The organism is Nitrobacter sp. CN101 (assembly GCF_055390255.1).
In genome coordinates this window covers 1,427,363-1,452,596 of the sequence record NZ_AP038833.1, presented here as the reverse complement: position 1 = coordinate 1,452,596, position 25,234 = coordinate 1,427,363, and the positions used below count along the sequence as shown (strand labels likewise).

Genomic DNA, 25,234 nt, shown 5'->3' with positions numbered 1-25,234 from the left:
AACCGCACCACAATGCGAGTGGGGATGAGGGATTCTACCCTACGAATGAGTCCCGGTACATAAGCCTTTTGCCAGCCATCCCCCGCACAGCGATGGCGCTGCGTTGCACATCATCTATACCGAGTTTGGCGCGGGTGTTTTGGCGAAAGTCAAATTCGGCCAAGTAGCGATCAAGATGCTTTTTATCGACGTGTTGATAGATGCCAACAAGGCCGCGCTTCAGAACCGAAAAGAACCCTTCTAGCGTGTTGGTATAAACGTCACCCTGGGTCCATTCGAACTTGGAATGGTCCACGGCTTCATGATCCGCTACCGGAGCGTGCTTGTAATGCTGAGCTTGATCGGTAACGAGGCGGCTATCAGGATGCACGCTCTCCCGGACCACGCGAACGACGCTACGGTGGTCAAGGAAGGTGGAACGAATATCACCGCCGCGCTCAACAAGGCTCACCACGACTGGATTGTGAATCTTACGGCGGAAGTCTGCCGGACGCTTAGTCTTGCGAGACTTGGCGAGCTCCGTTTCGTCAGCTTCCACGGTCTTGCCGAGCCCGCCAAGCTGATCCGGGTTATCCGGGGTCATGGCGTGACGAATACGGTGCCCAAGATGCCAAGCGGTTTTCATGCCGCAGCCAAGGAGGCGCTGTAGCTGGCGCGTGGAGATGCCTTTCTTGCTGCTGCAAAGCAGATGGATGGCCTGAAGCCAAAGGCGCAGCGGCAGGTGGCTATCCTCAAAGATCGTGCCGATACGAACCGTGAAGGGCTTACGGCAGGCGTAGCACTTGCGAAGGCCGACGCGGGTCGTCTTGCCCTGAAGGCGGCCAATTTTGGTTTGATCTGCATTCTCACAATGCGGGCAAACGGGACCGTCCGGCCAAAGCTCCGCTTCCACGTAAGCGAAGGCCGCTACCTCATTGTGAAACCTAGCATCGGACAGAACAGATTTGGCCATGGACATCTCCAATGGCCAAGATTCTAGGTTTCGTGGTTGGGTATGTCAAGTGAAACATCGCCTATCCTTGGCTTGGCAGCCGCACTCAACGCTGCAGTTCGATATCGGAGCCAATATCGGCCTCAATCGCAATACGCCCGACGTTGTTAGCTACATCGGCGTCTCCACCCGCTTCTGAGAAGATTGCCAAGCAACCTTGTGGATAACAGGATGACGACGCCTTGGTGACGCGACGCGGCGCATCCGAATCTGCTCGGATCGATGCTCGAGGCTGTTGTGCGGTTGTCCCCTTGAACACGCCTCGAAGTCGCGTTCAACCATTTAACCCTTAGAGGACATTATGGCCAAGAAAGCGAAAAAAGCGGCGAAGAAAACCGCAAAGAAAACCGCAAAGAAAAAGAAGAAGTAGTCTCAGAGGCTCGGGCGGACTTGCTCGCCCGAGCCTTCGATGACGGGGCATGATCCGCTACGATTGCGGACGAATATTTTTTCTCTCGAGCCGGAGCAGCAAGCGATCGAAGCGGATCCCTTGCCTGCTATTTCATGTGACGTTTTCATGTGACGCTATCAAAAGGTTTGATTCATGCCGCGTCTGGCCCTCGCTGTTGCCGCTGCCATCGTCATTCACTTGATGCCGAGCCTGACCGCACCGGCCGCAGCCGCGGTGGGCGATGTTGCCAAGTCGCACGATTATCCCGGTATCGGCCGCTTCAAAGGCAGCGTCATCACCGGCTATGACGTGAAGGATTTCGACGGCGCAATCCTGCAGGCCGCCCCGTTCAAGGACGGCAAGGCCACCGACCCGCGCAGAGTGGAAGGCCGTATCTCCCGTATCGCCTACCGCACAGGGCCCGGTCCCTCGATTCTTGAAGTATCCCGCAATTTCGAGAGCCAACTGGCGAACGCCGGGTTCGAGACGCTGCTCGCTTGCGATGTCGACGCCTGCGGCGGAATTCCATTCAGCGAGACAATCGGCGCGCTGCCGATACCGCAGATGTGGGTCGACGGCTTCGACTACCGCTACTATGCCGGCCGGAAGGTCGAGAATGGGCGCGAGACCTATGTCAGCGTGCTGGTCAGCAAGAACAACGACGACATCTTCGCGCAGCTCACCGTCGCCGAACGCGACGCGATGCAGAACAAGATGGTCGATGCGGCTGCGATGGCCAAGGGGCTCGGCGAGAGCGGACACATCGCGCTCTACGGCATCTACTTCGACACCGACAAGGCCACGCTCAAACCGGAGAGCCGGCCGACCCTCGACCAGATCGCGAAGCTCCTGAACGGCCAGCCGGAGCTCAACGTCTATATCGTCGGCCATACCGACAGCCAGGGCGCCCCGGCCCACAACCTCGACCTGTCGCGCCGCCGCGCCGAAGCCGTCGCCGAAGACCTCGTGCGCACTTACAAGATCGCCAAGCCTCGGCTCAACACCGCCGGCGTCGGCTTCCTCGCCCCGGTCGGCTCCAACGGCACCGACAGCGGCCGCGCGCTCAACCGCCGGGTCGAACTGGTGCAGCCGTAGAGCCAATCCCGGCTTTGATGAAATCAAAGCCGGTGACGCGAACCGGTGTCCACTCGCTCGAAAACGCTATCCCTACTGCCCGGCCAGCTTGTCGGCGAAAAGGCCGATGGTCTTGCGATAGACCTCGGAGCGATTCCATTCGCGCATCGCCTCGAAATTGGCTGAGCCCTCGTGATAGTCGCCGCCGGCCTTCCAGCCGTTGACCCTCAACAGGTTCGCCGTCGAAGCCAGCACGTCCGGCACCGAATGCCGGAGATCGACATGGCCGTTGCCGTCGAAATCGACGCCGTACTTGATATAGGACGAGGGCAGAAACTGGGTCTGCCCGATCTCGCCCGCATAGGCGCCGACCATGTCGCCGAGACGCAGATCGCCGCGCTGCAGGATCTTGAGCGCCGCCAGCAGCTCGTGCTGAAATAGTTCGGTGCGGCGGCAATCATGCGCCATGGTCGCGAGCACCCGGAACACCGGCAGCTTGCCCATGTCGCCGCGGCCGAAATCGGTTTCCAGTCCCCAGATCGCGACGACGATTTCCGGCGGCACGCCATATTGCTTCTCGATCCGCGACAGCAGCGAGCCATTACGCGCCAGCATCGCCTTGCCGCCCTTGATGCGGCCGCCGGTGACGCGGGTCGCGGCATATTGCTCAAAACTCTTGCGGAAGGTGCCGCGCTGGCGGCGATCGAAATTCAGGACCGCCTGATCCTGCTGCACGCCGCCGAGCGCCTGCGAGATCACGTTCTGCGAGATGCCATCCGCCGCGGCTTCCCGCGACATCGACGCCACGAACGTATTGAAGTCGCCGCCGCATTGCGCGGCGGAAACGGCGGTCGATGCGAGGGGAGCGGCGAGAAGAGCGGCGGCGAAGGCGATGGCGAAACGGGTTTTCATTGCAATCCCTTTTGCTGAATCGTCGCGCGTTATAGCATGACTATGGCAACGCGATGATTAACGACAGCGCGCGGCGCCTGCGCCGTTCGCGCCAGAAACAATTCGCGCCGGCCTTCGGGCGTGCCAAAATACCCCTATTGTTTAGCGGCGCGGGGACGCCGTCGTCGTGATCCCGTTCTGCGCTCTCGAGAGAGGGCGCGCGGAACGCCGGGTGCTCGATGCACCCATGGCCCCGTGTGCAAAAGTAAAAGCACACGAGTGTCGTCGCCACGGTCACACCGGAATCATCCGGCGTTCCGCGCGCGATGGTGTTAACGGCTTGCTGCGCGAAAACCCCCGACCGCCGGCCCTGAGGTGACGATCACTCCAGGGGTCTTGCACCTCGCCGCCGCTCCCGTTGAGGGAGACGGCCCGCAAGGCTGCCCCATGGCGCAAGGCGATGCGCCGGGATATCGCGCGCTGGGCCGTTCGCGCCCGGCGTGGTCGTCAGTCTCTTCTCACTCGCGAGGTTACCCCCGCGCGATCCGAGACATCGAACGCCGCGCGCGCCCACCGCATCCCGCCCCGCAGACCGTGACGATCGCGAGCCGCCCCTCTCAGTGGGACGGGATGAATAGGAATATAATCACAATTATATACTTGACACCACACTCACTAGGTATATGGTCCGGCTACACAAACCGGACGCCCTGCCATGAGCCAGTTCAACGCAGCCCATTTCCAGACCGTCGAAGCGGCTCGCGAATACCTAGAGGCTTTGCGCTGGAGTGGTGAGCGCGTCTGCCCGCATTGTGGTTCACTTGCATCCTTCGCAACCAAAAAGCCCGGCGTCTATCGCTGCCGCGAAAAGGAATGCCGGAAGGATTTCAGCGTCACAACCAAAAGCGTGATGGAAAGCAGCCATATCAAGCTGCACATCTGGCTTCAGGCTTTCTACCTGATGGCTTCTTCAAAGAAGGGTGTTAGCTCCCATCAACTGCACCGCGCCCTTGGTGTGACCTATAAAACCGCTTGGTTCCTGTCGCATCGTATCCGCGAAGCAATGCGCGCTGGTGGCCTTGTCGCTCCCATGGGAGGCGAAGGTTCGATAGTTGAAGCGGACGAAACCTATTTTGGCAACGTCCCTGAGTCCAAGCGCCGTACTAAGACTACGAGTGGCCGCCCTTTTACAAAATCGGGCCGCACAGGCCCGTCAAATAAGCGCGCCATCGTTTCGCTTGTTGAGCGAGGCGGTAACGTTCGTTCCTTCCATGTCGCCGTGGCAGACGCTTCGACCGTTGCCGGTATCGTTACCGCGAACATTCATCACGAGATTCGCCTGCACACCGATGAAAGCCGCCTCTACACAAAAGTAGGCGCGAACTTCGCAACGCACGAAACCGTCAATCACAGCCACAAGGAATACGCTCGCGGCGACGTGACAACCAATTCAGTCGAAGGTTATTTCTCAATCTTTAAGCGGGGCATGAAGGGCGTCTATCAGCATTGCGCTGAGAAGCACCTGCACCGCTACCTCTCAGAATACGACTTCCGCTACAATTACCGGGTTAAGCTCGGCTACAACGATGGGGAACGTGCAGACCTTGCAATCAAAGGTGCGACTGGCAAGCGTCTGACGTACCGGCAATCTCATTAAGCCTGACTACAGCAAAGCCGCAGGACGCTTCCTGCGTTGGCGCTCCAAACTCCCGAAGCCAAAGCCTCGATTCGTCAAATACTGGCGGACTCGCTAAGGTACGCGCTCAACGGGAGGCGGAAACTTATGTTCGCAGAAACGATTGCGGGGCTTGGCGCTGTCAAAACCGCGTTTGATATGGCGAAGGCTCTAGAGAGTATCCACGAAACCGTCGCTAGAGACAGGGCTATTATAGACCTCCAAAAGGAAATTCTCGCGGCACAAGCGGCGCAATTTGCGTTGCTGGAGCGTGTAGGCAAGCTTGAAAAAGAAGTTACTCGCCTTGAATCATGGGACGCAGAAAAACAACGCTACCAACTTACCGAAATCGAACCTAATATTTTTGCCCGCACCTTAAAAGAGGGCATGGAGAACGGAGAGCCCAAGCATAACCTGTGTGACGCCTGCTATGAGTTCGGTTTCAAGTCGCGACTCAAAAGAGAAACTTGGAATCCGGGGCGCTGCAACATGCTTGTATGTAATGGTTGTGGTTGGTTTGCTTATGTTCACGGCTCCGCCGATCCCTCGCATAAAGGACTTCGCCCTACACCTTACCGAGAGGGGTGAGGCTTATTCGCCTTTGCTGCGAGCTTTTTATTTGTAATCTTTTTCTTCAGTGGCTTGTGCGGCGTTTTAAGCGCGCCCTTTAGCGCGACTTCGAAACGCTTCTGAGTTTCCTTCTCACTAAATTGATCTTCCGTTTTCTTATTCACAATTAGGGCTCGCATGGAGATCCGAGGCGAAAAAGACGAAATCCTAGCCCGTGAAATGCTTGTGGGCGCGTCTGATCGGGCGGCAGCTATTGTTGCAGTAGCATACGTGGAAGACAAGCTAACGAGCGCCATCCGAACCTGCCTCAAGTCAGACAAGGACGCCTTCCAGCGTCTATTCAAGCCAACCGGCCCACTTGGGCCAATGGGCGCCAAACTTCAGCTTGGCTATCTATTGTCCCTATATAGTAAGGAATTCCGCGATGATTTAGAGATCCTAGCAAAAGTTAGGAATGATTTCGCTCATTGGGCCGAACCAGCAACGTTTGACCATAAGGAAATCAGGATCAAGGCTGAAGCTCTAGGCTTCCAAACGCGACTATTTGGGCCAGGCGATTACTCAACAAAGCCATTCAAGAACGGCATCGCAAGATTTGTCTTCATTTCGACAGCCGACATGATGGCCGGACACCTGAGTGCTATTGCGAAGTATCCCGATCATCCACGCGTCCTGTAGATCGTGCGCGCTCCATGGCAGCGTAGATTTTTCCTACCCAGTCACCGTCCATCAAACCGTCATAGCCAGCCAGAACGCTAACCCCAGCCGCAACCATCTCTGGGGTAACCTCAATTTCGGGCGCGCCAGCTTCAGGCGCTACGCCTTCCGCGTCATCACCGTACATTTTGTACCTTGTGGTGTAAAGTATATAATTGGGAATATAATCCCATATCAGTTTTGTCAAGGAAACGTTCTTGACGCAATAAATTGCCCAAGCAAAGTTGCTCGCTCCCCTGCATGCAGCTTTTGGAATAACGATGGAATTGCTCCAGTTGCCAGCCGGCAAGTTGAGACTGAACCCACACAATGACCGGCATGGCCCTTTACGGGACGAGACGGCAGCTATCCATTGGCTCCTCGAAAATCGAACAAATCACATGCGAGCCCTTGCAGCCGATTTGGCGCAATCAAAGAGGCTATTTGCACTTCCATTAGTGCGTCATGAACAAGACAGCTTCGTGGTCTTTGACGGCAATCGTAGGACCTGCTGCATAAAGCTGCTCCTCAATCCAGAACTTGCACCCAGCGAAGCGTGGCCTGCCCCTATGAGGTGGTCCGGTTTCAGTCTTAATGCATAATCGGCTTTTCGGCCATTGCTTGCGCTGCTGGCGGAAGCGATCCGGCTGGCTTTGAAGGCCAGGCGATGGCCTCTGGCGCCGGCGGTTTATATCCGAGCGATGAGTGTGGTCGCTCGGTGTTGTAGTAGCGCCGCCATGCCTCGATGATGACCTTGGCCTCGGCGAGGCTGTAGAAGATCTCACCGTTGAGCAGTTCGTCGCGAAGCTTCGAGTTGAAGCTCTCGCAGTAGCCGTTCTCCCAAGGGCTTCCGGGCTCGATGAACGCGGTCTTGGCGCCGACAGCTGCAATCCACTCTCGCACTGCCTTGGCGATGAACTCCGGCCCGTTATCAGAACGAACGTGGCCGGGCACGCCGCGTAGGATGAACAGGTCCGACAAGACGTCGATGACGTCGGTCGAGTTGAGCTTGCGATCAATCCGGATCGCCAGACATTCTCTGGTGAACTCGTCGATGATGTTGAGCATGCGGAACTTCCTGCCATTGTGGGTCCGGCCCTCGACGAAGTCATAGGACCAAACATGGTTTGGATGCTCGGGCCGAAGCCGGACGCACGATCCGTCATTCAGCCAGAGTCTGCCTCTCTTCGGTTGTTTCTGAGGAACCTTCAGCCCCTCCCGCCGCCAGATACGCTCGACACGCTTGGCATTCACCGTCCAACCCTCGGACCGCAGCATCGCCGTGATCCTGCGATAGCCATAGCGGCCGTAGCGTAAGGCCAGACTGATGATGTCGGTCGTCAATGCCTCTTCATCCGGTCGGCTTTGCGGCTTCTTGCGCTGGGTCGAGCGATGCTGGCCCAGAACCTTGCAGGCAAAGCGCTCCGAGACGGAGAACTTCACCATGACATGGTCGACGCAGCGGCGACGGCGGGAAGGGCTCAGAAGTTTCCCGAGGCAGCCTCTTTCAGGATCAGCTTCTCGAGCGTCAGGTCCGACACTGCCTTGCGCAGCCGGTCGTTCTCTTTCTCAAGCTCTTTCAAGCGCTTTACCTGATCGCCCTTCAGGCCACCAAACTCCTTGCGCCACCGGTAATACGTGAACTGCGTCACGCCGATCGAACGAACCGCTTCGCCAACCGATCTGCCTTGTGAAAGCAAAACATCGACCTGGCGCAGCTTCGCGACGATCTCTTCCGCCTTGTGCTTCTTCTGGGGCATTCCAATGTCCTCTCTAACGGCTAATAGCCTAATTCAGGGAGGACCACTTTTCAGGGGGCAGACCAGTAGCCAAGACGGAGTCGGACAAAGCCAATGGGATCCAGAAGGAAAGTCTAACTTTCTACAACGCACCGGGAAGGACAGCGTTGGACTCGGCCAAACAATCGAAAGAATTCTAAAGAAAGAGAGTCTAATCCCCTCTGATGCTGATCTACCTTGGTCCAATCTAGAACGACTTTTGAGTTCAGAACCCATACGTAAGCGTATTGGAGTTTCTTTTTCAGCGGGCTCTCTTACATACTTGGGCGACAAATCTGAAAACGTACGCACCCTTCAAAGGATTGCTACCGATCTGTCCCGTAAAGAACTTGTTCTCGGCGACATCTGGAATAATACTGCCAAAGGCCGATATTTAGATAAATTGAAGAACGCAGGGTTTGCCATTGACAAGAGTCCGTCGCGTCGAAAATCGGAAGATGATTCAGCTCAGATAAAGCCGACACGTCCACTCCAGGGCAGGCGCGGACGCGCTCCCAAAGAAAAGAATCTAATTTCGCGGGCGGACCAAAATCCATTTATGGGAAATGCTGACTGTGAGCGCGCAGAGCAGATTTGGCGCGAACTTCAATTTCATCTTGAATTCGAAATGCACGACAACGCGATCGCGGTTCTCATGCGAGTACTACTTGATGTAGCAATAACGCATTACTCGCGAGAGCAAGGAACTGTGTTTCAACGTAACGATACCTTTGCCAAGCAGGTCGCATCAGTAGCAGATTCCATGCTGAACAGAGATTTGATCGATCCCAAGGCTCGCAGTATCATTCGCAAGTTCGAAAGTGATAAGCCGTTGGTTTCCGCCCATTCGATGCATCAATATGTTCACAATCCGAGTTTTCATCCAAGCAAATCAGATCTGAAGGCGATCTGGAATGTCATTCGTCCTCTGACAATAAACTCGACGCGATAGTGTATAACCATAGCAAAGGTGAGTTTTCTTCTCCCGCATGACCATGCTCGAACCCTCCCCTACCCCCGCCTCAACCGCCTACGACCTCTACTACCTGCAGAATGGCAAACACTTCTTCTGGCGCAATCCGAACCATGGCGTGACGCTGATCGACGATCGGCGCGACTCCGCTATTCTCTGGCAACCTGAAAAAGGCGAAGCGGGCCGGCAGCTCTGGACCGACATCGTCTCGGTGAACATGACCTCCATGACCAGCGGCAAGGACATCGTCAACAATTGCCGCATCAATTTCCGCGATGGCCGCTTTCTCATCGTCACCGACGGCAGCCCCTCCGGCGAGGTCGATCACGACCGCACGCCGGTGTACCGCGACTTCGTACAGGCATTGCACCTGCGGCTGGCGCAGGCGCCCGCGGGCACCATCGCATTCAATGTCGGCGCATCCGCAGGACGCCACACCGTCATGGTGGTGACGGGCGTCATTGCCGCGCTGTTCTTCGTCGGCACGCCGCTGGTGCTGGTGTTCATCGTGCGGGATTGGCGCGTGCTACTCACGCTCGCGGCCGGCGCGGCCTTCATCTGGCCGTTCTGGAAAGTGATCGAGGCCAATCGCCCGCGCAGCTACGACCCGCGCCAGCCGCCGGGCGAATTGATGGACTGATAGCGTTTTCGAGCAAAGTGGAATCCGGTTCGCTCGAAAACGCTATTGAAGCAGGCTTGGGTTTCGATTCGGGAACCCGACGCTGCTGCGCTCGCGCCTGTCGCGCGTTGCATTGCAGCGTGAAAACCAGCCTCGACGTCGCGGGAGAATCCGCTATGCTCCGCACATGATCGAGCCAGCACCCGTCATGGCCTCGATGGCCTATGACCTATATTATCTGGTGAACGGCGAGCGCTTGTTCTGGCGCAGCGCGGGCCATGGCGTGTCGCTGATCGACGCGGGGCGCGACTCCGCCATCGCCTGGCGCGACAAAGACGGCGAGGCAGGCCGTCAGCTCTGGACCAACATCGTCGCCGTGAATATCCCCGACACCGACAGCAAGGATGCCGTCGACAAATGCCGCATCGATTTTCGCGGCGGCCGTTTTCTCGTCGTCACCGACGCGGGCCTTAACGGCAAGGCCGACCGCTTCCGCACGCCGGTCTATCACGATTTCATTCGCGCGCTGCACGAGCGCCTGGAGGACGCGCCGGAAGGCAGCATCCGTTTCACCGCCGGCGTCTCGCAGAGATATCGCAACGCGATGCTGGCGCTCGGCGTCCTCGCGCTGCTGCTGTTCGTGGTGACACCCGCGGTGCTGGTGGTGGACTTTCACGAATGGCGCGCGCTCGGCCCGCTGACCGCCGGGGCCACGTTCATCTGGCCGTTCTGGAAGAAGATCGGCACCAACCGGCCGCACGACTACGACCCGCACCATCCACCGGGCGAGCCGGACTAAGGCGTCGCGCGAGCGCAACACTTCGTGTTGCACGCGCCCGGGACAAGCGAAAGTTAGTTGTCGAGGAAGCTCCGCAGCTTGCGCGAGCGCGACGGGTGCTTGAGCTTGCGCAGCGCCTTCGCCTCGATCTGGCGGATGCGTTCGCGCGTCACCGAGAACTGCTGGCCGACTTCTTCCAGCGTGTGGTCGGTGTTCATGCCGATACCGAAGCGCATACGCAGCACCCGCTCTTCGCGCGGCGTCAACGACGCCAGAACGCGCGTCGTCGTTTCGCGAAGATTGCTCTGGATCGCAGCATCAATGGGAAGCACCGCGTTCTTGTCCTCGATGAAATCGCCGAGGTGTGAGTCTTCCTCATCACCGACCGGTGTTTCCAGTGACAGCGGCTCTTTCGCGATCTTGAGAACTTTTCGTACCTTCTCCAGCGGCATGCCGAGCTTTTCGGCCAGCTCCTCCGGAGTCGGCTCGCGGCCGATCTCGTTCAGCATCTGACGCGAGGTCCGCACGATCTTGTTGATGGTCTCGATCATGTGCACGGGGATGCGGATGGTGCGCGCCTGGTCAGCGATCGATCGTGTGATCGCCTGCCGAATCCACCAGGTCGCATAGGTCGAGAATTTATAACCGCGGCGATACTCGAACTTGTCCACCGCCTTCATCAGGCCGATGTTGCCTTCCTGGATGAGATCAAGGAACTGCAAGCCGCGGTTGGTGTATTTCTTGGCGATGGAGATGACGAGGCGCAGGTTCGCCTCCACCATTTCCTTCTTGGCCTGACGCGCCTCGCGCTCGCCCTTCTGCACGCCCTGCACGATCTTGCGAAACTCGCCGATCTCAAGCCCGGTCAGCGCCGCGAGTTGCTGGATTTCGCCGCGCAATTCCTTGATGCGGTCCTTTTCGTGGTGGACGAAATTCTTCCAGCCTTTCGCGGAGAGTTTCGACACCCGGTTCAGCCAGCGGGGATCGAGCTCGGAGCCCTGGTAGTTCCGTAAGAAATCCTCGCGCGCCACGCCATGGCTGTCTCCGAGCCGCAACAGGCGCCCTTCGAACGAGACCAGTCTTTTGTTGATGTCGTAAAGCTGCTCGACCAGAGAATCGATACGCGCCTGGTTCAGGCGCAGCGACTTCACCTCGACGATGATTTCATCCTTCAGCTTCTTGTAGCGGCGCTCCTGGTTCGGCGAGAGCGACTCGTTCTGAAGCTGGTTGGAGATGTCGGCTTCCTGCAGGCGGCGCAGTTTCTTGTAGTTGTCGGCGATCTTGTCGAATGTTTCGACCACCTTCGGCTTCAACTCGGCTTCAATGGCTGCAAGCGACATCTGATTGTCGAAGTCGTCCTCCTCCATATCGCCTTCCGCCGCGGCCGCACCCGGATCCTTCTCGTCCAGGTCAGAGCCCCCGGCGGGCGCGCGGGCGGCACGGAATGGGGTCGGTGACGGCGGTGCCGAAGGGGGCGCGGTCACCGTGGATCCAACGCCGTCCTCACCCGAGGCGGCATCGGAGGCGTCAGCCGACAACGGCTGACCGTCGGGACCGGTCGGAGGCCCAAGCAACGCCGGGTTCATGCCGCTCTTGGCCTCGGGTCCGGCATAGGTCGCCTCGAGGTCAATGATGTCGCGCAGGAAAATCTTTCCTTCGTTGAGTTCGTCACGCCAGATGATGATAGCCTGAAAGGTCAGCGGGCTTTCGCACAGCCCGGCGATCATCGCCTCGCGGCCGGCCTCGATGCGCTTGGCGATGGCGATCTCGCCCTCGCGTGACAACAGTTCGACGGTGCCCATCTCCCGCAGATACATCCGCACGGGATCGTCGGTGCGTTCGCCGGGTTCCGACTTCTTGACCTCGGTGACGGCCTTCTGAGTGACCTCGACCAACTCGTTGTCGGTCTCCTCGTCAGCCTCTTCCTTGTTTTCCTCCTCGCTGTCGGCATCCTCGGATTCTGACACGTTGATGCCCATGTCGGAAAGCATCGACATGATATCCTCGATCTGCTCCGGCGAGGTGGTGTCGGACGGCAGCACTTCATTGAGCTGATCGAAGGTGACGAAGCCGCGCTTTTTCGCCTGCTTGATCATCTTCTTGACGGCGGCGTCACTGAGGTCGAGCAACGGCGACGGCGCATCCGCGACATCCTTTTCGGGAGCGTCGGCGGCCTTGTCGTCCTTTTCCTTTTCCCTGACCTGCAGCGTCTTTGCCTTGCTCGCCATTCACAGCTCCTGAAACGCACTCATGCGGAAACGCGCCCGTTTCCCCGTGAAATCCGCGCCGCGCCCGGCGCTCCTGATCTGCGCCGCTCATGACGCACAAAGGGCGGCGCAACCTCTCGCCACCCCGTCAACCCTCTCTCGAATGATCGTACCCGCGTTGGACTACGTGTCGGATGACTTAGCCTGCCAGCCCTTGACTTTTAATTAACCCTGTTTGCCGCCAAACCTCGGATTTGGCGAGTCTTTATCATGGTTCCGAGTGCCATCGTCCCAACATCATTTGTTTCAGACGATTCAAGCCCGGCGACGGATCCCATCCGCGCACAAGCGCATTCCCCTCCCGCAGGTTCAGCGGCGTTCCAGCGCCATAGGGTCTTTCACCGCTTCACGTAAATCGGTGAAGAGACCCTAACTTTTTGATTTGACACGCTTTCTTCACGCGAACCGAATTCCACTTCGCTCGAAAACGCTATTATAGAGTATTCCCTAAGTAAGAAGCGCTGCTGATGATACAAGCCGGTCCGCTTGGTATCTGCGACCAAAATGGGCGGAGGTGACCGCGTTTTGTTCCCGACGGGCCGCAAACCCGCGGCAACCTGCTTTATTCCCTCATTATCCCTGTCCTTTTCGGCGTCTCTTTTCGTGCAGGATTCGCCGATTGGCGCCGGATAGCTCATGCGGCAAGATGCATCGTCCCGCCCTGGGGCGCCCAAATGCGGATGATGTCTTCCGCCCACTCCGACAACGCCACTCCCTCGGCGCTAATGCTTTCCTGTTCGACGTGACCTTCCCGAACCAGATTCAGCAGGCGCGCGACGGCCGATTCGTCTCCTTCTCCGGCATCGAGCCTAGCCCGCTGAATGTCGTCCTCCAGCTGATGCCAGTGAAGGATTTTGATGAAGTGATCTAGACATGCCGAAATGAAATTAGATGGCGGATCATTCTTCAGGATCGGAAAACGCTCGAACAACCGGTGCCCTAGCCGCTTCCCATTGCCCGCTCCTCCATGGACGAATTGCAACGTGTCATAAAATTCGCCACCAAGCTTGTCCCAAATCACCGAGACCGACAGCTTTGCCTCGGTAAAAAGCAACTGAAATAGGCGCGTCAAAAAACGATCGAACTTCTCGGGGAAATACAGGTTCAAAACGGCATCCCGCTTATCCTCGAGCAGGTTGGGATACTCGACGAGCATCCCCAAAATGACCTTTTGCAGCCCCGAACGCTGATCCTCGCCACGAAACTTGAGTTCGCTCCGAACGAATTTGGAGCTTGCTTCCTTGTGATTGCGGGTCGGCCCCCGATTGACTTGCCAGAACAGGTTGGCGAGCTGCATCCGTGACGTTCTGAAGAACGCCGTGTTGACGGCCGGGTCCTGGATCGTCCGGACCAGCGTATAGAGCTTCTGTTCCAGCGCAGCCTGTTTGTCGGGCGTTCGAACGTCCTGACCGTCCGTCTCGCGCTGCCAGAGCACGTCCCACAGCGGCAAGGAGCCTGACAAAACGCTTCTGAATGCCTCGACGCCCTTTTCCCGGATCAGGTCGTCGGGGTCTTTCTGCTCGTCCATGAACACGAAGCGGAAGGTCTTGCCGACACGAAGCAAGGGCAGGATGCGGTCGACGGATCGATTAGCCGCGGCGACACCCGCGCGATCGGAATCGAAGCAAACGATAGGCTCGGGAGACAGTCTCCACAGCGTAGCGATCTGCTCTTCCGTAAACGCGGTCCCCATGGTGGCGACCACGGCCTTGATCCCCGCCTGATAGACCGCAATGGCATCCATATAGCCTTCCACGGCAACAACCGAATTGGCCTCGTGAGCCGGCTGGCGCGCGCGATGAAAGTTAAAAACGATCGAGCCTTTGTGAAAGATCGATGTTTCCGGCGAGTTCAGATATTTGGGCTGTACGTCCTTCTTGAGAGCGCGGCCGCCGAATCCCACGACGCGACCCCGCTGGTCGTGAATCGGAATGATGATCCGGTCACGAAAGCGATCGTAAGGAACGGGGATATCGTCTCCGGCGACCAACAAACCGGCTTCGATCATGTCCGCGACCGGGACGCCTTGCGATCCCAGATATTCCTTCAATGCGAAGCGATCGGCGGTCGCGTAACCGATCCGGAACTCGATAATGCTTGAGGAGATGATGGCACGGTCCGACAGGTAGCCGCGCGCCTGCGCGCCGACACGCGACGCGAGATTTTGCTCAAAAAACTTGGTCGCAAGCTCCATCACCTCGAACAGGGATTTCTGCCGCTGCTCCCGCTGCTCGTCTTCCCTTGAGTTGCGCGGAAGCGGAAGCCCCGCCATTGACGCCAGCCGCTCGACCGCCTCAGGAAAGGAAACGCCTTCGGTCTCCATCACGAAGTCGAAGATGTTGCCGTGCTTGCCGGTGGAGAAGTCGTGGTAGAACTGCTTCTGGTCGTTCACCGTGAACGACGGCGTCTTTTCCTGCTGGAACGGCGACAGCCCCTTGAATTCGCGGCCCGCTCGCTTCAGCTTTACGCGCCGGCCCACGACTTCCGAAACCGGAAGGCGCGCCTTGACCTCATCAATAAAGCTGGGCGGGAAACGCATACGCCGTCTCACTCAAAGCATTTTACATTTCAGATGCGAAGCCGTCGGACGGCCGGCGAGCCTCGCGAATCAGCGCAATCTTTGCCAGTATTGTACACTATTCGTTCTCGAGATATCCCCTCTTTCCCCAGAATGTCCACCAAGACCAGAAGTGAAATCATGTTCACAGTCTTCACCGCCGGCAACACCGGCGCCTGGAATATCCTGTCCATTGCTCCCGTCACCGGCGAAAGCCTCGGACCAGCGTCTCATCTGGAGATCGCGCCGAGCGCCTTGCTGGGCGGCACCTCCGCGGCGCCGTGGCAGTTCCGCGGCTTCACCAGCCACGTGCGCTACGTCGAACGCGCCGAGAAAATTGCGCTGACCTCGGTACAGGCTGGACTGGGACGCGCCGAGGCAACCCAAGCGGCACTCATTCCCATCAGAAAGTCGGCCGCGTGGTGGGATCTGACGCAGGAAGAACGGCGGAAAATCTTCGAGGATAAGTCGCACCATATCGCCGCCAGCCTCAAATACCTGCCCGCCATCGCGCGACAGCTCTATCACTGCCGCGATTTGGGCGAGCCGTTCGATTTCCTGACCTGGTTCGAATACGCGCCTGAGCATGCAACGATGTTCGAAGACCTCGTCGGGGTCCTGCGCGCGACCGACGAATGGACTTATGTGGAGCGCGAGGTGGATATTCGATTAGCGCGCGCAATATGACAGCACTTGAGGCGCGGACAATGGGCCAGGCGCTTGACGGGGCTGCTCCGCGATGTCGAAACGGCGCCGATTACAGCGCTATCGTCCTAAGCGTAGATTTCTTGGGCTCATCCTCTTCGACGCTGCCACCAGCGTCCGCAACGAAGCGATCCGATTTCGGCGCACCGGACGGATTGCTTCCTTCGCATGACGGATTCAGTCTGTTGACGCATTAACTAGATGCGTCCCATCAGAATCAGAATCAGCAGGATGACGATCACCAGGCCGAGGCCACCGCCGCCGTAATAGCCGGTGCCGTAAAACGGACCGCCGCCGACACCGCTGAAGCCACCTAGCAGCGCAATAATAAGAATGATCAGAATGATTGTGCCAATGCTCATGTCGTCCCTCGCTCAAGCTCAGTTATGCATAAGAAACGCGATGAGGATGATCAGCGGGATCGGAATCCCAATTAGCCAGAGAAGAAGTCCGCGTCCGATTCCCATGTTCGCCTCCGTTTTAGTGAGGCGACAACGCGGCGAGCGGAAGGTCGTTCCCAAGCAGGAACCGAACTAATATTGCCGCTGAAGTGGAACCAATTCAGCAAGGGCGCGCGCCTCGAAGCTTCGAGGCGAGCAATCGTCCTTGGAGCGAAAGATCGGTTGGGAGTGAAAGATCGGCTTTGAGTCGTCCGGTCGAAAAGAAATGAATGTCGTTATTTAGGTCAATGCGGCCTTCACGACACCGCTGGCCTTGCCGAAATCCATCTGACCGGCGTATTTGGCCTTCAGTGCGCCGATCACCTTGCCCATGTCCTTGATGCCGCTCGCGCCGGTCTCCGCGATCACCGCGGCGACGGCTGCTTTTACATCGTCGTCGGACATCTGCTTCGGCAGGTAGGCCGAGATGACAGCGATCTCGGCGCGCTCCTGCGCTGCCAGTTCCTCGCGGTTGCCCTTTTCGTAGAGTTCGACCGACTCCTGGCGCTGCTTGATCATCTTCTGCAACACGCCGAGCAAATCGCCGTCCGCCAGTGGCGGCTTGCCCTGCCCGCGCGCCTCGATATCGGCGTTCTTGATGGTGGAGTTGACCATGCGCAGCGTGGAGAGCTTGCGCTCGTCCTTGGCCTTCATCGCCTCCTTGACGGCATTGTTGATGTCATCGCGCAGCATCGAAGTCTCCCCTAGTGGTCCAATGCTAACATTTGCATCCCGTTACGGCCGGGTTCTCGCAAATGTTAGAATCAAAGGACCACTAGCAGCTATTAGCTTTCCAGTGGAGTTTTGAATTGGACATTCGCGTGCCTGGAACCGGGGTTTGACGCGATGCAGTAGCCGGGCTATGTCATGCGCTCATGACCCCATCGGAAAATGCTTCAGCTTGGCCGGACCTTGAGCCGACCGCGCTTCTCGTGCTGGCCGACGGGACCGTGCTCAAAGGCTTCGGCCTCGGCGCGGAAGGCCAGGCGGTCGGAGAAGTCTGCTTCAACACCGCGATGACCGGTTACGAGGAAATTCTCACCGATCCCTCCTACGCCGGGCAACTCATCACCTTCACTTTTCCGCATATCGGCAACGTCGGCACCAACGACGAGGACATCGAAACCGTGAACATGGCGGCGACGCCCGGCGCGCGCGGCGTCATCCTGCGCAGCGCCATCACCTCGCCGTCGAACTACCGCGCCGCCAAACACCTCGACGCCTGGCTAAGGGCGCGCGGCATCATCGGCATCTCGGGCATCGACACCCGCGCGCTGACCGCTTTGATCCGCACCCGCGGCATGCCAAACGCGGTGGTCGCCCATGCGAAGAACGGACGGTTCGATCTGCATGGATTGAAAAAGGAGGCGCGCGAGTGGCCCGGCCTCGAGGGCATGGACCTCGTGCCGATGGTGACATCGAGCCAGCGCTACACCTGGGACGAAACGCCGTGGGAGTGGGGTAAGGGCTTCGGCCGGCAGGATAGCCCAGAATTCAACGTCGTCGCCGTCGACTACGGCATCAAGAGAAACATCCTGCGCCTGCTCGCCGGTGAAGGCTGCAAGGTTACGGTGGTGCCGGCAACCACCTCGGCGGAAGACATCCTGGCGATGAAGCCGGATGGGGTCTTCCTGTCGAACGGCCCCGGCGACCCGGCAGCGACCGGCAAGTATGCCGTGCCAATGATTCGAAAAGTGATCGAGTCGGGCACGCCGACCTTCGGTATCTGCCTCGGTCACCAGATGCTCGGCCTCGCGGTGGGCGCGAAAACCAAGAAGATGCATCAGGGTCATCACGGCGCCAACCATCCGGTCAGGGAGGAGACAACCGGCAGGGTGGAGATCACTTCCATGAACCACGGTTTTACCGTCGACGAGGCGACGCTGCCCAAAGGCGCGAAGCAGACTCACGTCTCGCTTTTCGACGGCTCCAACTGCGGCATCGAACTCGAAGGCAAGCCGGTATTCTCGGTCCAGTATCACCCGGAGGCTTCGCCGGGACCGCGGGACTCGCACTATTTATTCAAGCGCTTTGCCAGTCTGATGCGCGAGAACAAGTCGGCGTAGATTTACGCCGACATTGCGCAGCCCAGCAGCGAATACCCTGCTCGATCAGGCTTCGTTGCTGCCCTCCTGGCGGCTCGCCTCGAACAGGAACCAGGTTCTTCGTTCGGCTGCGTCAATGAAGTTTTCGAGCAGGCTTGCGGTCGCAACGTCCTCGTACTTGTCGCAAATATCATGGGCCTTGCGCATGGCCGCGGAGACTTTCTTGTTGTCGTTCATCAGCTCGCGCAACATCTCCCGCGGCGGGACATAACTCTCGTCGTTATCTTCGAGCGTCTGCAGTTTGGCGACTTGCCCGATCGAGCGCAGCGTGGTGCCGCCGATCTTGCGAACCCGCTCTGCTATTTCGTCGGTCGTGCCGAATATCTGCTCCGACTGCTCGTCGAGCAGCAGATGGTAGTCGCGGAAATGCCGGCCGCTGACGTGCCAATGGAAGTTCTTGGTCTTGAGATAGAGCGCAAAGGTATCGGCGAGGATAGTATTAAGGGCGTCAGATATCTTGTTGACGCCCTCCTGTGAGAGATCGGTCGGTGTGTCGAGTACAGGGTTTACTTTCCGCAAAGCGGAGCTTTTGGCTTGGGACACGATGCACCCTCCTGTTACGAGATTCGAGAATTCGGCGAGGCCGGACAGTCGCTGCAGACTAACGCGCTATTCCGCGACAAGTGCGCTAACTCGCGAGCCGGTGGAGTGTTCCAGAGGCTGGCCGCGGATAGACAGATGCTAGGTCGGTATTAACGTTAAGCGGCGGTAAGACTCGCCACCCGACGATTGTTGCGGAATATTGTGGTCGGCCCGGTGGCGGAAGTTCAACGCGGGAGCTGTGCAAAGCTTTTTATCCTGGTTCAAGTCCAGGCTGGGCCTCCAAACTTCTTTACGTGCATAACATAAGACGTGCATAAGTCTCCGACGTGACGCTGCAGCGCAGCTTCCGGAAAGTGCATACCCATCCTCACCAAGAAAGAGTTCGCGAGCGCGGGCTTCCCGGTTGTCTAAACCGCGATGATGCCGGTGACGGTGAAATGTCGTGCCGCGCTGCGACCTGCATCGCTTGACGCCACGACCAACGGCGGAAGCGATAGAAGCGCCTTGCTTTCCCCATCTATCGGAAAGCTGAATCTCAAGGGTAATTCCGCAAAATACAGGATGAAGGACTTCGTCGAATTTTCGTCGGCGCAACCGCTGCCGCTTACATTTCCGAAGCCTGAGTTTGAGCTTTCCGGGCCGGGACTACCCTGACAGCCGTCACATTCATGTCGGAGTCCGCTCCCGCGCTAAGCGAGATCGAAAGGCAATTCGCGCGTCATAACACGCGAGGACGAACCCTGATGGTGACGGAGCGGATTCGATGAATCGAACATCGGTCTGCGACCTGGAAGCCGCTGCTTTGCCACTAAGCTAAATCCGCGCAACTACGAACATAGCATATCGCCGATACTCTTGCGCCGGAAGCTAGAATTAACGTTACATTGCAAACCGCTCCACCCGCAGGCGGCAGAAGTTCGACGCCGGAGCGACGCTTGTTGTTCTGGTTCAGTCCAGCGGGGCCTCATTTTTGAGACTACCGATCGCGGCAGCGGTTGCCGCGGCCAGTTTGCTCTCAAGCCCCTTCGCGGCCGCATAGAGCTTGTCGCTATTCGCATCGAAACCGTGGCGGGCGAAAACAGCCGAAATGTAAGTCGCGTTGTTATAGCTGACGTAGACCTTGCCGGCCTGGTCCTGCCAGACCGGCATTTTTAGCGGTAAATCGATGGCCAACATGGGATGTTGAAGAAACAGCGGCGTTCCGCCTTGTGGGCTGCCCACCACCAGAACCGTCGCCGGAGGCATCTCAAGACCGACAGCCTTGGCCGCGGCGGCGTGATCGAGGCGCGTAAAGACCTTCAGACCGTTATCCTTCACCGCCGTTTCGAGCTGATCCAGCGTAATCTCGAAATCGTGCGAGCTTTGCATTGTCACCAGATCGGTCGCAGCTTGTGCAAAACCTGCCATAAAAAGACTCCGAAACTCGGCTACGCGGTCGCTCGCACGGGGCGTAACACCGCGGATATTCGTCGGCGGCAGCTGAATTTTCGTACCCTGCCCGACCTGGGAATAGGCGCAAAGGATTTTTGCGTCCCCAAACCGGGAATTGCCGGTTGATGAAGCCCTTATAATCCTTCCCCACCCGGGAAATCTGGTCTAAAAACAGCTCGCGCGCGAAGATCGCGCTCTTGCTTAAGGGACGCGCGGCTCGCGCGCCCTTTTTTTGTGCCCGATTTCATCCTGGGACTTGATGCCTAAACGCACCGACATCTCGACCATTCTCATCATCGGCGCCGGTCCGATCGTCATCGGACAGGCCTGTGAATTCGACTATTCCGGCACCCAGGCGGTGAAGGCGCTGAAGGAGGAGGGTTACCGGGTCGTCCTGGTCAACTCCAACCCGGCGACGATCATGACCGATCCAGAACTGGCGGACGCGACCTACATCGAACCGATCACTCCCGAAATCGTCGGCAAGATCATCGAAAAGGAACGCCACGTCATTCCCGGCGGCTTCGCGCTGCTGCCGACCATGGGCGGTCAGACTGCGCTGAACTGCGCATTGTCGCTGCGACGGCAGGGCACGCTGGATGATTTCGACGTCGAGATGATTGGCGCGACAGCGGATGCCATCGACAAGGCCGAGGACCGGCAACTGTTCCGCGAGGCCATGACCAAGATTGGTCTGGAGACGCCGAAATCCCGCCTCGCCAATGCCTCGGCGCTGAAGAAGCAATACCGAGACGAATATCTGGCCAGAAAGGAAACCCTCTCCGGCGATGCACTGGCGGAACATGAGCGGCAATGGACGCTCGGCGAGAACGAGCGACGCAAGCGCTATCAACAACATGCGATGGCGGAAGCGCTGATGGCGCTGTCCGAGATCGGCCTGCCGGCGATCGTCCGCCCCTCCTTCACCATGGGGGGCAAGGGCGGCGGCATTGCCTACACGCGCGACGAATTCCTCGACATCATCGAACGCGGCCTTGATGCCTCGCCGACCAACGAAGTGCTGATCGAAGAAAGCGTACTCGGCTGGAAAGAGTACGAGATGGAGGTCGTTCGCGACAAGAAGGACAACTGCATCATCATCTGCTCGATCGAGAACCTCGATCCGATGGGCGTTCACACCGGCGACTCCATCACAGTGGCGCCAGCACTGACGCTGACCGACAAGGAATACCAGATCATGCGCGACGCCTCGCTGGCGGTGTTGCGAGAGATCGGCGTCGAAACCGGCGGCTCCAACGTGCAGTTCGGCGTCGATCCTGCCGACGGACGCATGGTCGTCATCGAGATGAATCCGCGGGTGTCGCGCTCCTCGGCGCTGGCATCAAAAGCAACCGGCTTCCCCATCGCCAAGGTCGCGGCGAAACTGGCGATCGGCTACACGCTCGACGAAATCGCCAACGACATCACCGGCGGCGCGACACCGGCATCATTCGAGCCCAGCATCGACTACGTCGTCACAAAAATTCCGCGCTTCGCGTTCGAGAAATTTCCGGGCGCTTCAACCACGTTGACGACCTCGATGAAATCGGTCGGCGAAGTGATGGCGATCGGCCGCACCTTTCAGGAAAGCCTTCAGAAGGCGCTGCGTGGCCTGGAGACCGGCCTTACCGGCCTCGACGAAATCGATATCGAGGGCATGGGCAGGGGCGACGACAAGAACGCAATTCGCGCGGCGCTCGGCACACCGACTCCTGATCGCCTGTTGCAAGTCGCGCAGGCGATGCGGCTCGGCTGGACTGACGAGGAAATCTTCAATTCCTGCAAGATCGACTCCTGGTTTCTCGCTGAGTTGCGCGGCATCGTCGAGATAGAGAACAGGGTCCGTGCCCACGGCCTGCCGGGCAACGCCTTCGGGATGCGCACAGTCAAGGCGATGGGTTTCTCGGATGCGAGACTCGCGGTGCTCTCAGGCAGAACGGAAGCTGAGGTCAAAGCGCTGAGGCGCACCCTCGGCGTGCGCCCCGTCTACAAACGCATCGACACCTGCGCTGCGGAATTCGCCTCACCGACCGCTTACATGTACTCGACCTATGAGTCGCCGTTCGCAGGCGCGGTCGCCGACGAAAGCGCGCCGTCGGACAAGACCAAGGTCGTTATCCTCGGTGGCGGCCCCAACCGCATCGGCCAGGGAATCGAGTTCGACTATTGTTGCTGCCATGCCTGCTTCGCGCTGTCGGATGCCGGCTATGAGACCATCATGGTCAACTGCAACCCGGAAACGGTCTCAACCGACTACGATACCGCTGACCGGCTTTACTTCGAGCCGCTGACGGCCGAGGACGTGCTGGAGATCATCGACACCGAACGGCAGAACGGAACGCTGCATGGGGTGATCGTGCAGTTCGGTGGCCAGACGCCGCTGAAACTTGCACGCGCACTGGAGGCGGCCGATGTGCCGATCCTCGGCACCTCGCCCGAAGCCATCGATCTTGCCGAAGACCGCGACCGATTCAAGCGGATCCTCGACCGGCTGAAACTGAAGCAACCGAAAAACGGCATCGCCTATTCGGTGGAGCAGGCGCGGCTGGTGGCCGCCGATCTCGGCCTGCCGCTGGTGGTGCGCCCCTCCTATGTGTTGGGCGGCCGTGCCATGCAGATCATCCGCGAGGAAAGCCAGCTCGGCGACTATCTGCTCGGAACCCTGCCCGAACTCGTGCCGGTCGACGTCAAGGCCCGTTATCCGAACGACAAGACCGGCCAGATCAACACCGTGCTCGGCACCAACCCGCTGCTGTTCGATCGTTATCTCTCCGATGCCACGGAAATCGACGTCGATTGTCTCGGCGACGGCAAGGACACTTATGTCGTCGGCATCATGGAGCATATCGAGGAGGCCGGCATCCATTCCGGCGACTCGGCCTGCTCGTTGCCTCCGCGTTCGCTTGATGCAGCCACGATCGCCGAGCTGGAGCGGCAGACCCGCGAACTCGCGCTCGGTCTCGATGTCATCGGTCTGATGAACGTGCAATACGCCATCAAGGACGGCGAGATCTACGTGCTGGAAGTGAACCCCCGCGCCTCACGCACGGTGCCGTTCGTCGCCAAGGTAGTCGGCCTTCCGGTCGCCAAGATTGCGGCGCGGATCATGGCCGGCGAGAAACTCGCCGACTTTAAACTCGGGGCACAAAAGCTCGGCCATGTCGGCGTCAAGGAATCGGTCTTCCCGTTCGCGCGCTTCCCCGGTGTCGACACCGTGCTCGGTCCGGAAATGAAATCGACCGGCGAGGTAATGGGCATCGACCGCTCGTTCGAGATCGCCTTCGCCAAGAGCCAACTCGGCAGCGGCACGCATCTGCCGCGCAAGGGCACGGTGTTCGTCTCGGTCCGCGAGAGCGACAAAATGCGTATCCTGGCGGCCGTGAAGCTGTTGGCATCTCTCGGCTTCAGGGTGATGGCCACGTCGGGAACGCAGCGCTACCTGACCGATAGCGGCGTTCCGGCTGAAAAGATTAACAAAGTTCTGGAGGGACGGCCGCATATCGTGGACGCCATCACCAACGGCGAGGTGCAACTGGTGTTCAACACCACTGACGGGCCGCAGGCACTGGCTGACAGCCGCTCGTTGCGGCGCGCCGCCCTCTTGCATAAAGTGCCATATTACACCACTCTTTCGGGAGCCGTGGCGGCCGCGCAGGGTATCCGCGCCTATCTGGGCGGAGATCTTGAGGTTCGCACGTTGCAGAGCTATTTTCCCAAGACTTAGGCCCCAATCGGACTTGATCGGCCCGATAATCGGTCTGCAGGAGCCCTAAAGAAGTGGAACCTGCAGACTGCGGGGAGGTTTTTGTCGCGGCAGCAGCCAGTTGGCTACTGTCGCGATCAAGACGGTGCTCCATTGCTTCGACGGGTCCAAAGCGACTTCTGAACCCAATTGCATTGGATTCATAGAGTTTCGAATTCCCTTAAGAGTTTGCACTAAAGGGGCCGCAAAGGCATGCGAGCGTCGGAGCCGAAACAATAGGCGAATGCGGATTTTACGGCCGGGGGCCCGGACGGAAAGCCGCTTCGCACAACGCGGCAACGCCGCCGATGAAGCGAAGGACGAAGTGAGATGATCGATAAGGTTCCGATGACCCGAGGGGGACATGCCGCCCTCGAAGTCGAACTGAAAAAGCGCCAGTCGGTGGACCGGCCGCGGATCATCGAGCAAATCGCCGAGGCGCGGTCGCATGGCGACCTATCGGAGAATGCGGAGTATCACGCCGCAAAAGAAGAGCAGTCGCACAACGAGGGCCGTATCGCCGAGCTCGAAGACAAGCTGGCACGCGCCGACATCATCGACGTTAGCAAGCTGTCCGGCGATACCATCAAGTTCGGCGCTACCGTGACGCTGATCGACGAGGACACCGACAAGAAGGCGGTGTGGCAGATCGTCGGCGAAGCCGAAGCTGACGCCAAGCAAGGCCGCATTTCAATCACCTCGCCGCTCGCGCGCGCCCTGATCGGCAAGAAGAAAGGCTCTTCCGTTGAAGTCGTCGCGCCAGGCGGCGCCAAGGCCTACGAGATTGCAAAGGTCGAGTGGCGATAGTCTAAGCCGTCTTTATGCTGTCCGATTAATCCCCGCCGGATTTCGTTTTCTTGATTTATTTTCGCAGAGCAGGACGCGGTATGCGGCTTTTCCGTTTATGTCTCGCTCCCGCGATGGCTTTGGCGATCCTCGCCGGAGCCGCTCTCGCCGCCGATATGGATATCCCGCGACCTCCGCCGACGACGGATATCCCGGTGCAGA

The 25,234-nt window shown here is 58.7% G+C and carries 20 protein-coding genes and 2 tRNA genes; 12 read left to right on the top strand and 10 right to left on the bottom strand.

All coding sequences use genetic code 11. From position 1 onward, the window contains the following. Positions 1 to 34: 34 nt before the first annotated feature. Positions 35 to 952 carry an IS1595 family transposase gene (locus tag ACZ5IL_RS07060; RefSeq protein ID WP_464595986.1) on the bottom strand — a complete coding sequence of 306 codons (918 nt, stop codon included), beginning with the start codon at positions 950 to 952 and terminating at the stop codon, positions 35 to 37. Positions 953 to 1,583: 631 nt separating this feature from the next. Between ACZ5IL_RS07060 and ACZ5IL_RS07055 the strand changes: the two genes are divergently transcribed. Further along, the gene (locus tag ACZ5IL_RS07055; protein WP_464595985.1) at positions 1,584 to 2,477 is read left to right on the top strand and encodes an OmpA family protein; all 894 of its coding nucleotides are present in this window, start codon (positions 1,584 to 1,586) and stop codon (positions 2,475 to 2,477) included. 72 nt (positions 2,478 to 2,549) lie between these two features. On the opposite strand, the gene ACZ5IL_RS07050 is transcribed toward ACZ5IL_RS07055, so the two are convergent. Beyond that, on the bottom strand, positions 2,550 to 3,368 hold the full coding sequence (locus ACZ5IL_RS07050) for a lytic murein transglycosylase (protein WP_425905914.1): 819 nt from the start codon (positions 3,366 to 3,368) through the stop codon (positions 2,550 to 2,552). Between the two features lie 694 nt (positions 3,369 to 4,062). Between ACZ5IL_RS07050 and ACZ5IL_RS07045 the strand changes: the two genes are divergently transcribed. The 3 genes from ACZ5IL_RS07045 to ACZ5IL_RS07035 all read left to right on the top strand — a co-directional run bounded on the left by ACZ5IL_RS07045 (position 4,063) and on the right by ACZ5IL_RS07035 (position 6,270). Then, positions 4,063 to 5,004, top strand: a complete 942-nt coding sequence (locus ACZ5IL_RS07045) for an IS1595 family transposase (protein WP_464595983.1) — start codon at positions 4,063 to 4,065, stop codon at positions 5,002 to 5,004. A 126-nt stretch (positions 5,005 to 5,130) separates the two neighbouring features. After that, on the top strand, positions 5,131 to 5,610 hold the full coding sequence (locus ACZ5IL_RS07040) for a hypothetical protein (RefSeq protein WP_464595982.1): 480 nt from the start codon (positions 5,131 to 5,133) through the stop codon (positions 5,608 to 5,610). 159 nt (positions 5,611 to 5,769) lie between these two features. After that, the gene (locus ACZ5IL_RS07035; RefSeq protein ID WP_464595981.1) at positions 5,770 to 6,270 is read left to right on the top strand and encodes a hypothetical protein; all 501 of its coding nucleotides are present in this window, start codon (positions 5,770 to 5,772) and stop codon (positions 6,268 to 6,270) included. A 609-nt stretch (positions 6,271 to 6,879) separates the two neighbouring features. Here ACZ5IL_RS07035 and ACZ5IL_RS07030 read toward each other — a convergent pair. Beyond that, positions 6,880 to 8,048 (bottom strand): IS3 family transposase gene (locus tag ACZ5IL_RS07030; protein ID WP_464593814.1). Its coding sequence is split into 2 segments (ribosomal slippage): positions 6,880 to 7,784 and positions 7,784 to 8,048, totalling 1,170 coding nucleotides; the frame shifts between segments, so codons are not numbered across the junction. A gap of 4 nt (positions 8,049 to 8,052) precedes the next feature. On the opposite strand from ACZ5IL_RS07030, the gene ACZ5IL_RS07025 reads away from it, so the two are divergent. The 3 genes from ACZ5IL_RS07025 (at position 8,053) to ACZ5IL_RS07015 (ending at position 10,457) form a co-directional block, all read left to right on the top strand. Then, positions 8,053 to 9,018, top strand: coding sequence for a hypothetical protein (locus tag ACZ5IL_RS07025; RefSeq protein ID WP_464595980.1), 966 nt, complete (start codon positions 8,053 to 8,055; stop codon positions 9,016 to 9,018). Between the two features lie 37 nt (positions 9,019 to 9,055). Continuing rightward, positions 9,056 to 9,679 (top strand): hypothetical protein, encoded by a 624-nt coding sequence (locus ACZ5IL_RS07020; protein WP_464595979.1) that lies wholly within the window; start codon positions 9,056 to 9,058, stop codon positions 9,677 to 9,679. Positions 9,680 to 9,845: 166 nt separating this feature from the next. Then, positions 9,846 to 10,457 carry a hypothetical protein gene (locus tag ACZ5IL_RS07015; protein ID WP_464595977.1) on the top strand — a complete coding sequence of 204 codons (612 nt, stop codon included), beginning with the start codon at positions 9,846 to 9,848 and terminating at the stop codon, positions 10,455 to 10,457. A gap of 53 nt (positions 10,458 to 10,510) precedes the next feature. Here the strand turns inward: ACZ5IL_RS07015 and rpoD are convergent, their stop codons facing one another. Continuing rightward, positions 10,511 to 12,664, bottom strand: a complete 2,154-nt coding sequence (gene rpoD / locus ACZ5IL_RS07010) for an RNA polymerase sigma factor RpoD (RefSeq protein WP_464595976.1) — start codon at positions 12,662 to 12,664, stop codon at positions 10,511 to 10,513. Positions 12,665 to 13,337: 673 nt separating this feature from the next. Then, a complete protein-coding gene (dnaG, locus tag ACZ5IL_RS07005; RefSeq protein ID WP_464595974.1) occupies positions 13,338 to 15,242 on the bottom strand; it encodes a DNA primase in 1,905 nt (634 codons plus the stop codon). A 159-nt stretch (positions 15,243 to 15,401) separates the two neighbouring features. Between dnaG and ACZ5IL_RS07000 the strand changes: the two genes are divergently transcribed. Beyond that, positions 15,402 to 15,947 carry a chlorite dismutase family protein gene (locus tag ACZ5IL_RS07000; RefSeq protein ID WP_464596859.1) on the top strand — a complete coding sequence of 182 codons (546 nt, stop codon included), beginning with the start codon at positions 15,402 to 15,404 and terminating at the stop codon, positions 15,945 to 15,947. A 215-nt stretch (positions 15,948 to 16,162) separates the two neighbouring features. Here ACZ5IL_RS07000 and ACZ5IL_RS06995 read toward each other — a convergent pair whose 3' ends face one another. After that, complete coding sequence (locus ACZ5IL_RS06995) at positions 16,163 to 16,327, bottom strand: DUF3309 family protein (protein ID WP_011315652.1); 165 nt, start codon at positions 16,325 to 16,327, stop codon at positions 16,163 to 16,165. Between the two features lie 318 nt (positions 16,328 to 16,645). Beyond that, a complete protein-coding gene (locus ACZ5IL_RS06990) occupies positions 16,646 to 17,098 on the bottom strand; it encodes a GatB/YqeY domain-containing protein (protein WP_464595972.1) in 453 nt (150 codons plus the stop codon). 182 nt (positions 17,099 to 17,280) lie between these two features. On the opposite strand from ACZ5IL_RS06990, the gene carA reads away from it, so the two are divergent. Then, a complete protein-coding gene (gene carA / locus ACZ5IL_RS06985; protein ID WP_464595970.1) occupies positions 17,281 to 18,471 on the top strand; it encodes a glutamine-hydrolyzing carbamoyl-phosphate synthase small subunit in 1,191 nt (396 codons plus the stop codon). Positions 18,472 to 18,516: 45 nt separating this feature from the next. On the opposite strand, the gene ACZ5IL_RS06980 is transcribed toward carA, so the two are convergent. Next, positions 18,517 to 19,053 (bottom strand): Dps family protein, encoded by a 537-nt coding sequence (locus tag ACZ5IL_RS06980; RefSeq protein ID WP_464595969.1) that lies wholly within the window; start codon positions 19,051 to 19,053, stop codon positions 18,517 to 18,519. Between the two features lie 207 nt (positions 19,054 to 19,260). Between ACZ5IL_RS06980 and ACZ5IL_RS06975 the strand changes: the two genes are divergently transcribed. Continuing rightward, positions 19,261 to 19,335 (top strand) — tRNA-OTHER (locus tag ACZ5IL_RS06975). Positions 19,336 to 19,806: 471 nt separating this feature from the next. Here the strand turns inward: ACZ5IL_RS06975 and ACZ5IL_RS06970 are convergent. Then, positions 19,807 to 19,876 (bottom strand) — tRNA-OTHER (locus ACZ5IL_RS06970). Between the two features lie 125 nt (positions 19,877 to 20,001). Next, positions 20,002 to 20,460 carry a DUF302 domain-containing protein gene (locus ACZ5IL_RS06965; RefSeq protein WP_464595967.1) on the bottom strand — a complete coding sequence of 153 codons (459 nt, stop codon included), beginning with the start codon at positions 20,458 to 20,460 and terminating at the stop codon, positions 20,002 to 20,004. A 283-nt stretch (positions 20,461 to 20,743) separates the two neighbouring features. On the opposite strand from ACZ5IL_RS06965, the gene carB reads away from it, so the two are divergent. Both carB and greA read left to right on the top strand, forming a co-directional pair. After that, positions 20,744 to 24,208, top strand: a complete 3,465-nt coding sequence (gene carB, locus ACZ5IL_RS06960; RefSeq protein WP_464595966.1) for a carbamoyl-phosphate synthase large subunit — start codon at positions 20,744 to 20,746, stop codon at positions 24,206 to 24,208. 348 nt (positions 24,209 to 24,556) lie between these two features. Further along, positions 24,557 to 25,033 carry a transcription elongation factor GreA gene (greA, locus tag ACZ5IL_RS06955; RefSeq protein WP_425905938.1) on the top strand — a complete coding sequence of 159 codons (477 nt, stop codon included), beginning with the start codon at positions 24,557 to 24,559 and terminating at the stop codon, positions 25,031 to 25,033. Positions 25,034 to 25,234 lie beyond the last annotated feature (201 nt).

What these genes read in the sequence shown, in the direction of transcription:
- ACZ5IL_RS07060 (WP_464595986.1), bottom strand. Translation starts at nt 952, where the DNA reads ATGGCCAAATCTGTTCTGTCCGATGCTAGGTTTCACAATGAGGTAGCG.
- ACZ5IL_RS07055 (WP_464595985.1), top strand. Translation starts at nt 1,584, where the DNA reads ATGCCGAGCCTGACCGCACCGGCCGCAGCCGCGGTGGGCGATGTTGCC.
- ACZ5IL_RS07050 (WP_425905914.1), bottom strand. Translation starts at nt 3,368, where the DNA reads ATGAAAACCCGTTTCGCCATCGCCTTCGCCGCCGCTCTTCTCGCCGCT.
- ACZ5IL_RS07045 (WP_464595983.1), top strand. Translation starts at nt 4,063, where the DNA reads ATGAGCCAGTTCAACGCAGCCCATTTCCAGACCGTCGAAGCGGCTCGC.
- ACZ5IL_RS07040 (WP_464595982.1), top strand. Translation starts at nt 5,131, where the DNA reads ATGTTCGCAGAAACGATTGCGGGGCTTGGCGCTGTCAAAACCGCGTTT.
- ACZ5IL_RS07035 (WP_464595981.1), top strand. Translation starts at nt 5,770, where the DNA reads ATGGAGATCCGAGGCGAAAAAGACGAAATCCTAGCCCGTGAAATGCTT.
- ACZ5IL_RS07025 (WP_464595980.1), top strand. Translation starts at nt 8,053, where the DNA reads ATGTCCTCTCTAACGGCTAATAGCCTAATTCAGGGAGGACCACTTTTC.
- ACZ5IL_RS07020 (WP_464595979.1), top strand. Translation starts at nt 9,056, where the DNA reads ATGACCATGCTCGAACCCTCCCCTACCCCCGCCTCAACCGCCTACGAC.
- ACZ5IL_RS07015 (WP_464595977.1), top strand. Translation starts at nt 9,846, where the DNA reads ATGATCGAGCCAGCACCCGTCATGGCCTCGATGGCCTATGACCTATAT.
- rpoD (WP_464595976.1), bottom strand. Translation starts at nt 12,664, where the DNA reads ATGGCGAGCAAGGCAAAGACGCTGCAGGTCAGGGAAAAGGAAAAGGAC.
- dnaG (WP_464595974.1), bottom strand. Translation starts at nt 15,242, where the DNA reads ATGCGTTTCCCGCCCAGCTTTATTGATGAGGTCAAGGCGCGCCTTCCG.
- ACZ5IL_RS07000 (WP_464596859.1), top strand. Translation starts at nt 15,402, where the DNA reads ATGTTCACAGTCTTCACCGCCGGCAACACCGGCGCCTGGAATATCCTG.
- ACZ5IL_RS06995 (WP_011315652.1), bottom strand. Translation starts at nt 16,327, where the DNA reads ATGAGCATTGGCACAATCATTCTGATCATTCTTATTATTGCGCTGCTA.
- ACZ5IL_RS06990 (WP_464595972.1), bottom strand. Translation starts at nt 17,098, where the DNA reads ATGCTGCGCGATGACATCAACAATGCCGTCAAGGAGGCGATGAAGGCC.
- carA (WP_464595970.1), top strand. Translation starts at nt 17,281, where the DNA reads ATGACCCCATCGGAAAATGCTTCAGCTTGGCCGGACCTTGAGCCGACC.
- ACZ5IL_RS06965 (WP_464595967.1), bottom strand. Translation starts at nt 20,460, where the DNA reads ATGGCAGGTTTTGCACAAGCTGCGACCGATCTGGTGACAATGCAAAGC.
- carB (WP_464595966.1), top strand. Translation starts at nt 20,744, where the DNA reads ATGCCTAAACGCACCGACATCTCGACCATTCTCATCATCGGCGCCGGT.
- greA (WP_425905938.1), top strand. Translation starts at nt 24,557, where the DNA reads ATGATCGATAAGGTTCCGATGACCCGAGGGGGACATGCCGCCCTCGAA.